The organism is Clostridium sp. BNL1100 (genome assembly GCF_000244875.1).
In the GTDB taxonomy this organism is placed as follows: Bacteria; Bacillota; Clostridia; order Acetivibrionales; family DSM-1351; genus Ruminiclostridium.
Genome location: NC_016791.1, coordinates 731241 through 745387 on the forward strand (window position 1 = coordinate 731241; position 14147 = coordinate 745387).

Here is a 14147-nt window from a genome sequence, read left to right on the forward strand (position 1 = left end):
GAGGAGATTGCAATGAAGACATGGGTTTTGTATTACAGTAAAGGTGGAAATACCAAGAAGATTGCGGATGCAATTGCAGATGAGCTGGATGATGTATTGAAATCAGAACAGATTCCCCCTGCATATCCGCCTGAAAACGTTGCCTTACTGTTTCTCGGTACAGGTGAATACGCAGGCAAACCTGATTCGAAATTACTGGAATTTGTCAGAACTTTAAACAAGGACAGAGTTAAAAATGTAGCTGTTTTCGGAACTAACGGAAAGGGTGTAGCAGGTTCGGCAATTAATACAATTAAATCTCTTTTAAAAGAAAAGGGTATAAATATTGTTGATGAATCATTCTGCTGCAAAGGAAAGTATTTTATATTTGCAAACAGAAAGAGTCCTGATGCAAACGATATAAAAGCTGCAAAAGAGTACGCAAAAAGAGTTTACAATAGCATTAAAGCATAGCAATCAGAGGCATAACAACTGTTAATTACAGCTGTTATGCTTTTTCTTTTTTCATTTTTTCAAGACACTTGTTAACATCAATGTTTACAGGAACCCAGGCACCGTCTTTCTGTATAAGTGTATTTATTAGAAAATCTGTACCATTGGTCAATTTTGCAAACTTGAACATATATTTATCTCCATTTACTCCGTCAACGACAATTTCCTTAGTAAAATCATTTTGCTGAGGCGGATATTGTTTTTTAATCAAACCGCACCAATTACCGTATACAATTTCAACATAGGATTCTGCATTTTGTGACCAGCCGTGATATGCAGCGCAGAAAAAATCCTCAGGAGTCAGGAAGAGAGAATCAATATAATACCTGTTCTTTGCGTTTATAAGTGAAATCTCTGCAAAAAAATAGTTAAAGGCTGTTCCCCCGGTATTTGTTCCTTCAAGAATCTCCAATTCCAAAAAATATTTGATTTCCTTTAGATTTTCAGTTATTACCGGTATTACTTTAATGAGGTTTATATGTCCTATACCCTGAAAGGAATCCAGATAATCATTGTAGGGCATTGATTTCTTATTACTTTCAGAAAGAAACTGGTATGCTATCGGGTATGGTTCTTTTGCATAACCCACAGTACCGCAACCTCCTGTTTTTTCATCTGTAAGGTTTTCAGCCTGCTGAAGCACACTGAAATAATTGACAATTGTTTTAACTGGAGTATCCATTAATTCTCTCGGAACCGTTCCTCCCTTGAAAGTTTCTGTAAAGGTGTTAAAGTCAATAAAATTGTTATTCAGTGACTTTAGGGAAGATGGCCTGAAATAAGTTTCATTGAAATTATTCCGTTTTTCTTTCATAATGGATACTGTTTGTCTGGATAATACCTCATCAGTTTCTTTAATTTGTGCTAATTCCTTGAAAGACCCTCCGATTATATTTGTTTTGTGATTCTGATTATCTACTCTTATACAAATTGTAGTTATGGCAAGAATTATAAAGAACAATGACACTATAATTCCTGACTTGTATATGTATTTCATAAAAACCCCCAACCGATTATTATTATAAATATATTCAAAATATGCTTATACATTCTTTAAAATTTACTTGTTACATCCTGTTCAAATTTTGTTAACAAAAAGCTCACAATAACTACACAGAGGATGGCTATTCTATAACCATGGATATATTATCCGAAAAAAACAACTGAAGGAGTGATTTTTGTTGAGTAATGCAAAAAAATTAATCGGAATGAGTTTAGGTCTGGCTATTTTAATCAATTCAATGAGTTTTGCTTTTGCTGCTAGTTCCGAAAAATCATCAGATACAGCAAAACCGAAATACCAGAACTCTCAAATGTTTAAGGGAAAGGGTGGATTTAAAAAACCGGCCATTTTGGATAGTCTGGTAAAGGCAGGAACAATAACATCCGACCAACAGAAGGCAATTTGCAAGGCGCTCAAGCCCTCCAAAGACACTCAGAATACAATTAAAGAGAGTCTTGACAGTCTAGTGAAGGCAGGAACTATAACACAGGCTCAGGAGGATGCAGTAGTCAAAGCATTTGATGATGCAAGGGCACAGAAACCTGCCGGCAAAAAAGGTACTTTCAAGGGAAGAAATCAAAAGCATATTAATGTATTAGATAGCCTTGTAACAGCAGGGACAATAACCTCCGATCAACAAAAGGCAATTTGTGAGGCACTAAAACCTTCAAAAGACACTCAGAATACAATTAAAGAGAGTCTTGACAGTTTAGTGAAGGCAGGAACCATAACACAGGCTCAGGAGGACGCGGTCGTTAAAGCCTTTGATGATGCAAAAGCCAAAATGGAAGCCGAAAGAGAAAAGAAGCTGGAAGAACTGGCTGCAAAAAAAGGAATTACAGTAGATGAACTCAAGTCGCAAATGGAGCAAGGAAGAAAAGCTTTCAAAAAGCAAATCTAAATACTTGTGTATAAAAAACCCTGTTTCCTTTTAAAGGAGCAGGGTTTTTTATGCTTGAAAATATGTTTTATATATGTAAAAATTACTATTAATATATTAAGTAGCAGTATTGTTTTTAAAAATAAAGGTAATTATTCTAATAAACATATGAAACAGAGAGGAGAAAAAAATGAGACTAATAACAGCAGGTTTTGCACTTCTTACATATGCTTTTCTGAATTATTACATCGGGTTGAGAGGACTAAAATCCATAAATACAAAGGTTCCTGTAAATAAGTATGCATATTGGGTTATTATTGCAATACTTGCATCTACGTATTTTGTGGGAATGATAGGAGGCAAATACCTACCGGACAGGCTTGGACGTGCAGTTAACACGGTGGGAGGCTACTGGCTGGCAGCATTTGTATACTTTATAGGGATTGTTGTCTTACTGGATGTTTTCAGAATTCTTGGAAAAAAGCTGAATATTCTTCCGGGTTTCCTAAGAGACAGAACCTGGCTTGTGGCAGCGGCGGTAGTATTATTTGTAGGGATTATACTTGCTGTTGGAACATACAATGCTTTTATGCCAAGGATAGTATCATATGAAGTCAATGTCGATAAAAAGGCAGGAGATATGGAGCAACTGAAATGTGCCATGATTTCAGACGTACATCTTGGAGATACTATAGGCAGGGACAGGCTTCGTACGGCAGTAGAGAAGATTAATTCCTTAAATCCGGATATAGCTGTTATAACAGGGGATTTAATTGACAGAGAAATAGAACCTGTAAAAAAGGCAAATATGCTGGAGGAACTAAAAGGACTTAAGACCAGATTCGGTGCTTATGTCATAATGGGAAATCATGAATACTATTCAAATGATGTTGAAGAGATAACCAGAATGTATGAGGAAAGCGGGTTGGTTGTTCTCAGAGATAAATATATTAAGGTTAACAACAGCTTTTATCTGGTAGGGCGTGAGGATTATATGGCTGATACCAGCGGTTACCATAGAGAAAAACTTAGTAACCTTTTGGAGGGTGTAGATAAAAGCCTGCCCGTTATAATGCTTGACCATCAGCCGAAGGACCTATCGGAATCAAGGGCGGAAGGTGTAGATTTACAGCTTTCAGGCCATACTCATGGGGGGCAGTTCTTTCCCGTAAGTCTTGTAACCGGTGGCATTTTTGAAGAGGATAACGGCTACCTCAAAGACGATAATTTTAATCTTATAGTATCCTGCGGATACGGAACATGGGGCCCCACAGTCCGCATCGGAAGCAGGTCAGAAGTCCTCGATATAAATATTAATTTTACTTATTTTTCTTGAAATTGAACTTTGCTGTTTTTTGAGGCTTTTCAGGTTCATTGGGCATGTCGAGGTTAAGTGCTTCTGCGTATTTAGGGTAGTACATTTCAATTATATTTTTAATTGTAATCTTGATTGCGGAATACAGAGGAATAACTATAATCAAACCTATGAATCCAAATATAGGTATTATTCCCATTAATAGCAGAATGACTGTCAGAGGGTGGATGTCCATACTCTTTTTCATTACCTGAGGTGAAATAAAATTATTATCTATCTGCTGAACAATAGTCATTACTATAAATATCTTTATTGCCATGAAAGGGTTGTCTGCCAGTGACAGAAGTATGGCAGGGATGATTCCAATCCATGGGCCGAAGAATGGAATAATACACGTAATCATGGCGAATATTGCCAATAATAGGGAGTATTTCAAGCCTATAATCAGATAGCCGATATACATCAGAAGCCCTATAAAGAAAGCTACCAGAAGCTGACCTGCAATATAATTTGACAGTACAAAATCTATATCCATTAAAATCTTTCTCATATTGTCTTTTTGTGAAGCAGGGAAAAATCTAACTACACTAGGCATGAACTTGTGTCCGTCTTTTAAGAAATAAAACAAAATGACCGGCAAAATAATAATTACTGAACCGATATTTGTAATAGCTCCTATAAAGTTAATTGTGTTTTTTCCTACACTCTTGGCAGCACTTTGCAGAAAATTGGAAACTTTATCTGCTATGTCAGAGGTCTGAAAATTTGAATCATTAAAATAACTTAGCAAATTGCTTGTAAGAAGATTATTTACAGTATTTTCAGCCCTTTCATACAAGAACGGCAGACTTTTTGCAAAGTCGTTAAACTGGGATTTAATAATTGACCCGGTATAGGAACTTAACAGTATCAATGCAGAAAGAACAATAACAAAAGCAAGAACTATTGCCCAAATGTGAGGAATCCTGCCCTTTTCAAGCATTAAAACTATTGGACGCAGGATATAATATAGCAGCCCTCCGAAAAGTATTGGAAAGATTATTGAGTAAACAAAGCTTTGAAAGGGTGAGATAAAGAAATTTATCTTCCCGAACATATATATAATTATTAAAGCAAGAAGCAGGTAACAACCGTATCTGAAAAACTTGCTCCTTAGAACACTGCTGTTATTGTTTGAATCCATAAATTATACCTCTCAAAATATAGTTTTATAGCCTGTCACAGATACATAAATTATAAAATTAAATATATTATTATTCAACCTAAAATTTGGCTATCTCGTACAGAGGCCCTTGCAGTATCATGGGACTTTTATCCTTATCCAACCATTTTACGATTTTTAACAGATTTTGTCTGTCTGCTGAAACACAACCATTTGTATATTTTATAGAGACGGTGGGATTGGCTATATGAAAAAATATCGCACTACCCTTGTTTTTAACTCTGTCGTTATTGTACTCAATATTAAAAAATACATCATAGATACCATTCTTAACTTTGCTGAAGTTTTCAGAGGATTTCCATCTCCCGTTAACAGGCTCACGTTGGTGTGTATTATAATATTTTGACCCCGGATCGTCTACCCATACATCCTTTGAGTCATATTTATAAATATTAAGTCCTGTTTCAAGGTTTGAAGTTTTTGAAAAGCAGGTACCTATATGAAAAGCACCAACGGGTGTTTTTTTATCCCCCTCCTGCTTATTTAAAGAAAAGCCCTTCAAACCTATGTATGCCGGAATTCCCTTATATATGTTTACCCAAACATTGTTTTTCTTTTCATATGTACTGATTACTGCATTTGAAGAATTAATTAATTGGGAGGTTACAACTATTAGCTGAGAAGTACCGCTTTCCTTGATAAACCTGAGATTTTCAATCTTATTTTTGTCAAAGGTATAATTTACTTTGTCAAATTTGCTTAGAGATACATCCTGGGTTTTATAGTTTTTCCAGTCTGTGTCCTCATAATGCCACCACTCGGTACTTATGGTTTTAAAGCCTGAAGAGGTCATAGCCTTGGAGAGAATGGTAAGATTCTTCCTTTGTTCAGAAGTCATTCCCTTGTAGTTGGGAGAAGCCTTTTCGGTGAAATTATCAAAGCCTGTAGGCATTTTCAGCTCCTTTCCCTTACTGTCTACCAGTGTGACATCAACAGCAGCACCTTTGTTATGTTTTGAGCCGGAGCCATAGGGGTTTGCCACGTATTTCTTATCAGGTGTGGCATCCCACATGATTTTCTGAACAGATAGAGGACGGTATGCATCCCAGATTTTTATTTTGTAACCCTGCTTCATAACAAGGGTATTTGCCTTGATAAGTTTATCAAGAGTACCTTTGGTAAGAACGCAGGTGGGAGACGGATAAAGGGTTTTGCCTGTAAAATTGTTACAGGTAGCATATTTCATATCTATGACGAAGTTTTTGGTATGGTCCTTTACAAGAACCAGGTCTTTCTTTGTGACATTTTGACCGGCAGTTGTAGATTGAACATTAATAGGATAAATAAAAATAAATGAAAACAACAATAAAAGAGAAATAAGTGAGCGTATTATGTATGGCTTATGTTTTGTCATATGTAAGGCTCCTTCCATTAATTTATTTTATCATAGGTTGAACAGGGAAAATATCTAATTAACGAATTTTTACCAGTTTATAATCAAATATATTATAAAACAATAACAATGAGAAGTAATTCATTTTTGGAGGTTGTTAAATGGCGTTCTCAAGCAGGACCGCAAGATATCTGAAATACATCCTGATAGGCATAGCCGCAGGAGTGGCAAACGGCCTTTTTGGATCGGGAGGTGGAACTATAGCTGTTCCCGCAATGGTATTCCTGCTGGATGCAGACGAACACAAGGCACATGCTACTGCATTGCTTATTATTCTGCCATTGACAATTGTAAGTGCCTATTTCTATTTGTCTCATAATTATGTTGACTGGAACATAACATGGAAGGCAATGGTGGGAGGTGTTGTGGGAGGTGCTATAGGGGCTTTTCTTCTGAATAAATGTCCTTCAAATATTCTTCGTAAAATATTCGGAATATTTATGATACTCGCGGCAATAAGAATGATTTTTTAGGAATAAACTTAAATCGGAGGGCAAATGCTATGGTAGTTATTTTAATAGGTCTGGCAGCAGGAATAATAAGCGGTATGGGAATAGGCGGAGGAGCTATCCTTATACCTGCTCTTGTAATTTTCGTTAAACCCGAGCAGCACATAGCACAAAGTGTAAACCTGCTTTTTTTCATACCTACAGCTATTGTTGCACTTGTAATACATATAAAAAATAAAAATGTCAACTTCAGAATGGGTATACCAATAGTAATTTCGGGACTTGGGGGAGCAGTGCTGGGCTCAAAGCTTGCACTTTCAATGAACGGGGCGACTTTAAAGCACATTTTTGGAATATTCCTTCTTGTAATGGGTTTATATGAGATATTTGGAAAGGGTAAAGGGAAAAAGGTAAACAAGGCCTGATAATATGTAACCACTTTATAAGATGTGATATAATTATGTGAAAATCTAGAAAAGGTGGTTAAAATATATGGAGCTTGGAGATATTGGACTAATCGTACATAAAATAAAAGAAAATGTTTCAAAAGTAATTGTAGGTAAGGAAGACATAATAGATTTGTCGTTAATTTGCATAATTACGGGAGGGCATATGCTTCTGGAGGATGTTCCCGGAACAGGTAAAACGGTTTTTGCAAGAGCATTGGCCGCTTCCCTTGATTGCAGCTTCAGACGTATACAGTTTACACCTGATTTGTTGCCTTCAGATGTTACAGGTATAAATTTTTACAGCCAGAAGGAAAGTAATTTTACTTTCAGGCCGGGCCCGGTATTTTCCAATATCGTCCTTGCCGATGAAATAAACCGTGCCACTCCCCGTACTCAGTCCTCAATGCTGGAATGTATGGAGGAAAAACAGGTGACAATCGACGGTGAGACCAGAAAACTTGCTACTCCGTTTTTCGTTATAGCTACTCAGAATCCGGTAGAAATTCAAGGAACGTTTCCGCTGCCTGAAGCCCAATTGGACAGATTTTTGATTAAAACTTCAATGGGATATCCCGATACCAAGTCTTCAATAGATATTCTAAAAAGGTTCAAGGAAAACAACCCTCTTGCGGAGTTAAAGTCAGTTGTAACCGCTACTGAAATATGTGAAGCATCGGAGATATACTCAAAAGTAAAAGTTTCAGAGGATATAATGGAGTACATAATAAATATTGCAGAAGCAACAAGGAAACATTCTGGGGTTCATTTGGGTGTCAGCCCAAGAGGTACTTTGTCACTTATGAAAGCCTCACAGGTTCATGCTCTGCTTAAAAACCGTACATATGTTACACCCGATGATATTAAGGCAATGGCAGTTCCTGTTCTTGCACACAGAATAATACCAAAAGGCCTTACAGCTGACAATAGCAATCCAGGTGAGAAAATTATCAATAATATTTTAGAACAGACAGCGGTTCCGCTTGAATAGGAGGAAGTATGTTATTTTTGCAGATTGCACTTGCTCTGCCGCTGCTGATTCTCATTGAAACTATCCTTTTCAAGCGTTTTTTGCTTAAAGGAGTCGTTTACCGCAGAACTATTTCTGAAACCTCAGTTTTTGAGGGTGATAAAATATCAATGATTGAGGATATAGAAAACAATAGTTTTCTGCCCATTGCATGGATGAAAGCAGAATCAAGGATAAGCCCAAACCTTGAATTCAGTGCTATTAAAAATATGCAGGTGTCTCAGGGAGGCTATCACAGAAGTGTTTTTTCCATAATGCCTTTTTATCGGCTGAAAAGAACCCATACAGTCACCTGTCTTAAACGAGGGGAATACAACGTTGGGAATGTGACATTAACGGCCGGGGACATTCTAGGTTTTGTTACAAAGATATTATCATATGACAATGAGGTGAGACTTCTTGTCTACCCAAGTCCTCTTTCTGAAAACAGAATGGTGGAGTGCTACCGTTCTCTCCAAGGGGATGCAGTTGTAAGGAGGTTCATAAACCCAGACCCGTTTCTTGTAGCAGGAGTGAGGGAGTATCAGGCTGGGGATCCTGTCTCGTCAATCAGTTGGAAGTCAACGGCAAGAACCAATTCACTTCAGGTATATAAGTATGACTATTCGGCAGATACAAAGCTCTTGATTCTATTTAATATTGATTCCAGCAGCAGTCAGGACAATTATCCGAATGAGAGGGAATGTGAAAAAATAGAATTGGGTATTCACTTTTGTGCTTCAATTATAGATAAGACAATCAAACAGGGGATATCTACAGGGTTTTGCTGTAACGGGCACTTCAGAGATCAAAAAGAAATTGTCAATATCCCTTCTCGTTGCAGTCAGATTCAGCTTTTTACTATTTTTGAGGCCATGGCGAAACTGCAACTTCACAGAGTGTTATCCTTTTATACAATGATAAAAAACATAAAAAACACTATTCCAAAGGATACAGATATACTTATTGTTTCTCTCTACAATGACGAAAAGATTCAGGAACAGGTTCGTGAACTGAAACGTTCCGGGCATGATGTTGAAACCTGGATTATTTCTGAAAGCGAGGTGGAATAATGTCAAAATTGTTTCTGCTCTCTAATGTATTGCAAGGTTTTGCCTGGATGCCCTTTAATTTTTTTATTATGCAGCTTGTACTTCCTGCGGAGACTGCGGTCGTTTTATCAGTTCTCATGGTGGTGCTTGCCATTCTGGCATCATTGATATGCAGCTTAAATATAAAAGCCTATTTGTATAACCCTGTCTCATTGGCTGTATCAATTTTTATCGGAGTTGCCGGTGCCGGTACTGTCCTTGGCAGGCTTATTGTGACCATAATGTGTATGGTTGTTTTTATCAGTATATGGTATAGCTTAAAAAAAGAAAACGATTTCTCTATGCAGACCGCAGTATTTGCACTTATCATAAATGTCATCTACGGGGTAATGAACAAAGTGGCTGATATAAGTGATAGTGTACGATATGGGAATGCAGCTATATGTATTTCAGTTATCTCCGCAGTTATACTTTTGATAGTAAGGCAGGTAGATGACTCCAGAAGCTTTGGAAAAGCCACCATGGACATAAGCAGAACCCAACGAAAGAATAACCGGATTTTCGGTGGGGTAATACTTTTGGTGCTTGTACTAATGGGTACTTTGGGAAGAGTGTCTGAAATTTATAAGTTTGTATTGAGCTTAATCGGAAAAATATTTAAGTTTTTAGGTATGCTGCTAAGTCCCGGAGCAACTCACGCAGAAGAAAACCAAATGCAACAATTCCCCGGAGTAAAACCAACCTCAAGCCTCTTTGAGCAAATACTGAAGGTAGTCCTTGATGTATTGGCTATAGTTCTGATAGCAGCTTTTACGATTTATCTTTTGTACACAATTTCAAAATTGATAATCAAGCTTATACGCAGTATCGCCGGATGGCTTGCAAACAGAGAAGCGGCGGCCATAATAATAAACGAAAACGGACTCATTGATGAAAAGCAGAGTCTTTACGGTAAAAATATTAAGAAAATCACCAACGGATTCCTTAACAGGGCAAGAGGACTATTTAACAGGGAAGTACCTTATAACAAATTACCTGATGGGAAAGCTAAACTAAGAAGACTGTTCAGAAACTTTGTTGATAAATCGATGCAAATTGGAGTTACCATAAAAAAATCTTCAACCGCAGACGAGATATCAAGGGGTGCTTCGGCTGCAGTACCTTCTGAAACAGAGCTTAACAGTTTAATGTCTGAAAGCTATAATGCTGTTCGTTATGGTGATATGGAGCCATCTCCAGGGGATTTAGAGATTCTGGAAGAAAAGTTTAATAATTAGGTATCCGTTGACAAAAAACTAGAAATAATATATAGTGGTTTTATATAGAACCACTATTTTTATGAAGAGAGATGTTGCAGGTGGATATTATTGACGCTCTAATGCAAGCGGGTTTCACCAGACATGAGTCTGTTTTGTATGTTACTCTCTGCAGGGAAGGTGAGCTGACAGGATACGAAGCATCCAAGCTCACAGGGATTCCACGGTCAAATGCGTATCTTGGCCTTGCCGGCTTGTGCGACAAGGGCGGCGCTTACAAAATAAGCAGTGAAACGGCTCAATATGGTGCGGTGCCTGTTAATGAGCTTGTTGAAAACCTCAAAAGAAGGTTTTCACAGACTATAAAGGTAATTGAGGAGATTCCAAAGGTTAATATACCCAAGGATACTTTTGTAACCATTAACGGAACTGAACAGATAGTTAACAAAATGAAAAACCTGATAAATGAAGCTCAATACAGGATATATATATCAATAGCCAGAAATCAGCTGGAACTTGTTCTCAAGGAACTTATCAGTGCAAAGGAGAGAGGACTCAAAGTAGTTCTGATAACCTCTGATTGTACCGGCATGGAAGGCTTTACATGTTATAGGTCCCAAAAGAAGCCCGGAAGCGTCAGGCTTATTACAGATTCCTCCAACGTTCTGACAGGACATTTAAGTGAATTTGATGCTACAGGATTATTTTCAATGAATAAAAATATGGTTGATGTTATAAAAGATTCTTTAACTAACGAAATCAAACTGATAAATATTGAAAATAATCAGAATTGAAAATAGAACCTATATATCAAAAGAGGTTTATAAATATTACAAATTAAATTAAGAGAGGTGTACATTATGACAGAATACTATTCAACAAAAACAAACTTTTTCGGTAATTCAAATCCGGATAAACTAATAAAGGAATATGGGAGTCCCTTGTATGTCTACAATGAAAAAATATTGAGACAAAAATGCAGAGATATGAAGAATCTTGTGGATTACAAAAACTTCATTCCCAACTATTCTATAAAGGCAAATTCAAACCTTACTATTCTAAAAATTGTCAAGGAAGAAGGCCTTAGAGCTGATGCCATGTCTGCAGGAGAAATCCAGCTTTTGCTTCACGCAGGGTTTAAGCCTGAAAATCTGTTTTTTGTGCCAAACAACGTATCAGAATCAGAATTAAAGTATGCGGTTGACAATGGTGTACTGGTAAGTGTGGATTCACTTTCACAGCTTGAAATGCTCGGTAAAATTAATCCGGGAGGAAAAGCCGCTGTAAGGTTTAATCCGGGAGTTGGAGCAGGACACCATGAAAAGGTTGTAACAGCCGGAAAGAAAACAAAGTTCGGAGTAAACATTGACTGCGTGGATGAGGTTAAGGCAATTGCCAAAAAGTATAATATGAAAATCTGCGGTGTAAACCAGCACATAGGTTCATTGTTTATGGAAGGCGATTCATATATAGAAGGGGTAAAATCCTTACTTGCTGTAGCAGAACAGTTTGAAGATATAGATTTCGTTGATATGGGCGGAGGTTTCGGAATACCTTATAAAAAGCAGGAAGGCCAAGAGCCCCTTGATTTGGCAAGCTTTAAGGAAAAGCTTACACAGGTTCTTGAGCAATGGACTGACAAATATGGAAAGAAGATACTGTTTAAAACCGAGCCGGGCCGTTATATAGTTGCTGAAAGCGGAGTATTACTGGGTAATGTTTATGCCACAAAGGCCAACTATGGAAACAAGTATGTTGGTACTGACATTGGATTCAATGTACTGGCAAGGCCCGTTATGTACGATTCACACCACGACATAGAAGTGTACAGAAACGGAAGTCCTTTAAATGACAGTCAGGTAGAAGATGTAACAGTAGTAGGTAATATCTGCGAGAGCGGTGATATTATTGCAAAAAGCAGAGAACTCCCTGTTATACAGGAAGGAGATATTCTTGGAATAATGGATGCGGGTGCCTACGGTTTTGCAATGAGTTCAAACTACAATATGAGGCTAAGACCTGCAGAAGTACTTATCAAGGAAAACGGTGAGCCTGTTTTGATAAGACGCAGGGATACTTTTGAAGACTTGATAGCAAACTTCAATATATAATAAAAATACAAACTATAGATGGAAAAGAGGATAATAATGAACAAGGTAAGAATAGGTATCGTAGGATATGGAAATATCGGTAAGGGCGTTGAAGCGGCAATAAGACAGAATAGTGATACAGAACTGGTTGCCGTATTTACCAGAAGAAATCCTGAAAGTGTAGTTTTAAAGACTCCCGGAGTCAAGGTAGTAGAGATAAAAGACGCTGATAAATATAAAAACGATATAGATGTTATGATTCTTTGCGGAGGTTCTGCAACAGACCTTCCTGAACAAGGGCCTGAATTTGCAGGTATGTTCAACATTGTTGACAGTTTTGATACACATGCAAAAATTCCTGAGTATTTTGCAAAAGTAAATAATTCTGCTGGGGCGGCAAACAAAACTGCCGTTATATCCGTTGGATGGGATCCCGGGTTGTTCTCAATGATAAGAATGTTATCAGGTGCTATTCTGCCGGAAGGCAACGATTATACATTCTGGGGTAAAGGAGTAAGTCAGGGACATTCCGATGCAATCAGAAGGGTAAGCGGAGTAAAGAATGCAATTCAGTATACTATTCCTATAAATGATGCGGTTGAAAGTGTAAGAAACGGAAAAAATCCTGAACTGTCCACAAGACAGAAGCATTTGAGAGAGTGTTTCGTTGTGGCAGAGGAAGGTGCAGATAAGGCAAAAATTGAGGCTGACATAAAGAATATGCCAAACTATTTTGCAGACTATGATACAGTAGTACATTTTGTAAGTGAAGAGGAACTGAAAAGTAACCATTCCAAAATGCCCCACGGTGGATTTGTATTCAGAAGCGGTAAGACTGGTATAGATACCGTTAACAACCACATTATAGAATTTTCACTCAAATTGGACAGTAACCCCGAATTCACTGCAAATGTATTGGTTGCATATGCAAGGGCTGCTGCACGCATGAACAGTGAAGGCAGCTACGGAGCAAAAACAGTATTTGACGTACCACTGGCATATCTGTCTGCAAAGAGCCATGCCGAGCTTATAAAGGGACTTTTATAATCAGATTTAGAACCAAAACTCATTATCTGCCATAGTATGTAGTATTATTTTTATGGCTGCAGCTATGCGGGTAGGAGGTAGTAATGAGGGGTTCAGCATTAGACAATGTTACTTGGAAGGGCAACAGCAGAAAAATGTATAAAACAGTAATGTCTGCAGTTCCTTCAATTTTCAGATCCATGATAAGACGTGAGATTGAGAGTTGGATTGTGGAGCACAAAGTCAAAGTTGTTACTGAAGAGTTACTTTTGAAAATGTTTTATGAAAAAGCTCCGAAGGGCTATAAACAAAAGCTTGGCCCGAAACTGGAAGCAATGAAAACAACCCGCGGAGAAACACGAGGAGAAACAGAAGAAGAAAATACTGATTCTGAAGATGAAGAATAATTTTACTAATTAAATGGTAGGTATAGCGCACCCATAAGGGGTATGCTGTATCTGCCATTTTTTTGTCCCATACTTGTCCCCAAGCAACCGGTTGTAAATAGTGTCAC

15 protein-coding genes are annotated in these 14147 nt (G+C 37.6%); 12 read left to right on the forward strand and 3 right to left on the reverse strand.

Annotated elements, in window-relative coordinates; all coding sequences use genetic code 11:
• Nucleotides 1-12: 12 nt before the first annotated feature.
• Nucleotides 13-453, forward strand: a complete 441-nt coding sequence (locus tag CLO1100_RS03190; protein WP_014312315.1) for a flavodoxin family protein — start codon at nucleotides 13-15, stop codon at nucleotides 451-453.
• Between the two features lie 34 nt (nucleotides 454-487).
• On the opposite strand, the gene CLO1100_RS03195 is transcribed toward CLO1100_RS03190, so the two are convergent.
• Complete coding sequence (locus tag CLO1100_RS03195; RefSeq protein WP_014312316.1) at nucleotides 488-1489, reverse strand: hypothetical protein; 1002 nt, start codon at nucleotides 1487-1489, stop codon at nucleotides 488-490.
• A gap of 184 nt (nucleotides 1490-1673) precedes the next feature.
• Here CLO1100_RS03195 and CLO1100_RS03200 point away from each other — a divergent pair, with 184 nt between their 5' ends.
• Nucleotides 1674-2396 (forward strand): hypothetical protein, encoded by a 723-nt coding sequence (locus tag CLO1100_RS03200; RefSeq protein ID WP_014312317.1) that lies wholly within the window; start codon nucleotides 1674-1676, stop codon nucleotides 2394-2396.
• A 169-nt stretch (nucleotides 2397-2565) separates the two neighbouring features.
• Nucleotides 2566-3711, forward strand: a complete 1146-nt coding sequence (locus CLO1100_RS03205) for a metallophosphoesterase (protein WP_014312318.1) — start codon at nucleotides 2566-2568, stop codon at nucleotides 3709-3711.
• On the opposite strand, the gene CLO1100_RS03210 is transcribed toward CLO1100_RS03205, so the two are convergent.
• Nucleotides 3695-4873: an AI-2E family transporter gene (locus CLO1100_RS03210; RefSeq protein WP_014312319.1), complete on the reverse strand. Its 1179-nt coding sequence runs from the start codon at nucleotides 4871-4873 to the stop codon at nucleotides 3695-3697. The two genes, CLO1100_RS03205 and CLO1100_RS03210, sit on opposite strands and share 17 nt — an antisense overlap.
• Nucleotides 4874-4952: 79 nt before the next feature.
• Nucleotides 4953-6266: a M15 family metallopeptidase gene (locus CLO1100_RS03215; RefSeq protein WP_014312320.1), complete on the reverse strand. Its 1314-nt coding sequence runs from the start codon at nucleotides 6264-6266 to the stop codon at nucleotides 4953-4955.
• Between the two features lie 140 nt (nucleotides 6267-6406).
• On the opposite strand from CLO1100_RS03215, the gene CLO1100_RS03220 reads away from it, so the two are divergent.
• The 9 genes from CLO1100_RS03220 (at nucleotide 6407) to CLO1100_RS03260 (ending at nucleotide 14040) form a co-directional block, all read left to right on the forward strand.
• Complete coding sequence (locus CLO1100_RS03220; protein WP_014312321.1) at nucleotides 6407-6778, forward strand: sulfite exporter TauE/SafE family protein; 372 nt, start codon at nucleotides 6407-6409, stop codon at nucleotides 6776-6778.
• A 29-nt stretch (nucleotides 6779-6807) separates the two neighbouring features.
• A complete protein-coding gene (locus CLO1100_RS03225; RefSeq protein ID WP_014312322.1) occupies nucleotides 6808-7179 on the forward strand; it encodes a sulfite exporter TauE/SafE family protein in 372 nt (123 codons plus the stop codon).
• A 67-nt stretch (nucleotides 7180-7246) separates the two neighbouring features.
• Nucleotides 7247-8191 (forward strand): MoxR family ATPase, encoded by a 945-nt coding sequence (locus CLO1100_RS03230; RefSeq protein WP_014312323.1) that lies wholly within the window; start codon nucleotides 7247-7249, stop codon nucleotides 8189-8191.
• A gap of 8 nt (nucleotides 8192-8199) precedes the next feature.
• Nucleotides 8200-9282 carry a DUF58 domain-containing protein gene (locus tag CLO1100_RS03235; RefSeq protein WP_014312324.1) on the forward strand — a complete coding sequence of 361 codons (1083 nt, stop codon included), beginning with the start codon at nucleotides 8200-8202 and terminating at the stop codon, nucleotides 9280-9282.
• Nucleotides 9282-10538 (forward strand): hypothetical protein, encoded by a 1257-nt coding sequence (locus CLO1100_RS03240; RefSeq protein ID WP_014312325.1) that lies wholly within the window; start codon nucleotides 9282-9284, stop codon nucleotides 10536-10538. The genes CLO1100_RS03235 and CLO1100_RS03240 overlap by 1 nt, the downstream gene beginning before the upstream one ends.
• Nucleotides 10539-10609: 71 nt before the next feature.
• The gene (locus tag CLO1100_RS03245; RefSeq protein WP_242836665.1) at nucleotides 10610-11311 is read left to right on the forward strand and encodes a TrmB family transcriptional regulator; all 702 of its coding nucleotides are present in this window, start codon (nucleotides 10610-10612) and stop codon (nucleotides 11309-11311) included.
• 66 nt (nucleotides 11312-11377) lie between these two features.
• Nucleotides 11378-12628, forward strand: a complete 1251-nt coding sequence (lysA, locus tag CLO1100_RS03250; RefSeq protein ID WP_014312327.1) for a diaminopimelate decarboxylase — start codon at nucleotides 11378-11380, stop codon at nucleotides 12626-12628.
• Nucleotides 12629-12664: 36 nt separating this feature from the next.
• Nucleotides 12665-13654, forward strand: coding sequence for a diaminopimelate dehydrogenase (locus tag CLO1100_RS03255; protein ID WP_014312328.1), 990 nt, complete (start codon nucleotides 12665-12667; stop codon nucleotides 13652-13654).
• 83 nt (nucleotides 13655-13737) lie between these two features.
• Nucleotides 13738-14040 carry a hypothetical protein gene (locus CLO1100_RS03260; protein WP_014312329.1) on the forward strand — a complete coding sequence of 101 codons (303 nt, stop codon included), beginning with the start codon at nucleotides 13738-13740 and terminating at the stop codon, nucleotides 14038-14040.
• The last annotated feature ends 107 nt before the right edge of the window (nucleotides 14041-14147 follow it).

Excerpts from the sequence above, each read along its gene's own strand:
- CLO1100_RS03195 (WP_014312316.1), bottom strand. The coding sequence starts at position 1,489 with ATGAAATACATATACAAGTCAGGAATTATAGTGTCATTGTTCTTTATA.
- CLO1100_RS03220 (WP_014312321.1), top strand. The coding sequence starts at position 6,407 with ATGGCGTTCTCAAGCAGGACCGCAAGATATCTGAAATACATCCTGATA.
- CLO1100_RS03255 (WP_014312328.1), top strand. The coding sequence starts at position 12,665 with ATGAACAAGGTAAGAATAGGTATCGTAGGATATGGAAATATCGGTAAG.
- CLO1100_RS03230 (WP_014312323.1), top strand. The coding sequence starts at position 7,247 with ATGGAGCTTGGAGATATTGGACTAATCGTACATAAAATAAAAGAAAAT.
- CLO1100_RS03245 (WP_242836665.1), top strand. The coding sequence starts at position 10,610 with ATGTTGCAGGTGGATATTATTGACGCTCTAATGCAAGCGGGTTTCACC.
- CLO1100_RS03190 (WP_014312315.1), top strand. The coding sequence starts at position 13 with ATGAAGACATGGGTTTTGTATTACAGTAAAGGTGGAAATACCAAGAAG.
- CLO1100_RS03240 (WP_014312325.1), top strand. The coding sequence starts at position 9,282 with ATGTCAAAATTGTTTCTGCTCTCTAATGTATTGCAAGGTTTTGCCTGG.
- CLO1100_RS03235 (WP_014312324.1), top strand. The coding sequence starts at position 8,200 with ATGTTATTTTTGCAGATTGCACTTGCTCTGCCGCTGCTGATTCTCATT.
- lysA (WP_014312327.1), top strand. The coding sequence starts at position 11,378 with ATGACAGAATACTATTCAACAAAAACAAACTTTTTCGGTAATTCAAAT.
- CLO1100_RS03215 (WP_014312320.1), bottom strand. The coding sequence starts at position 6,266 with ATGACAAAACATAAGCCATACATAATACGCTCACTTATTTCTCTTTTA.
- CLO1100_RS03205 (WP_014312318.1), top strand. The coding sequence starts at position 2,566 with ATGAGACTAATAACAGCAGGTTTTGCACTTCTTACATATGCTTTTCTG.
- CLO1100_RS03260 (WP_014312329.1), top strand. The coding sequence starts at position 13,738 with ATGAGGGGTTCAGCATTAGACAATGTTACTTGGAAGGGCAACAGCAGA.
- CLO1100_RS03225 (WP_014312322.1), top strand. The coding sequence starts at position 6,808 with ATGGTAGTTATTTTAATAGGTCTGGCAGCAGGAATAATAAGCGGTATG.
- CLO1100_RS03210 (WP_014312319.1), bottom strand. The coding sequence starts at position 4,873 with ATGGATTCAAACAATAACAGCAGTGTTCTAAGGAGCAAGTTTTTCAGA.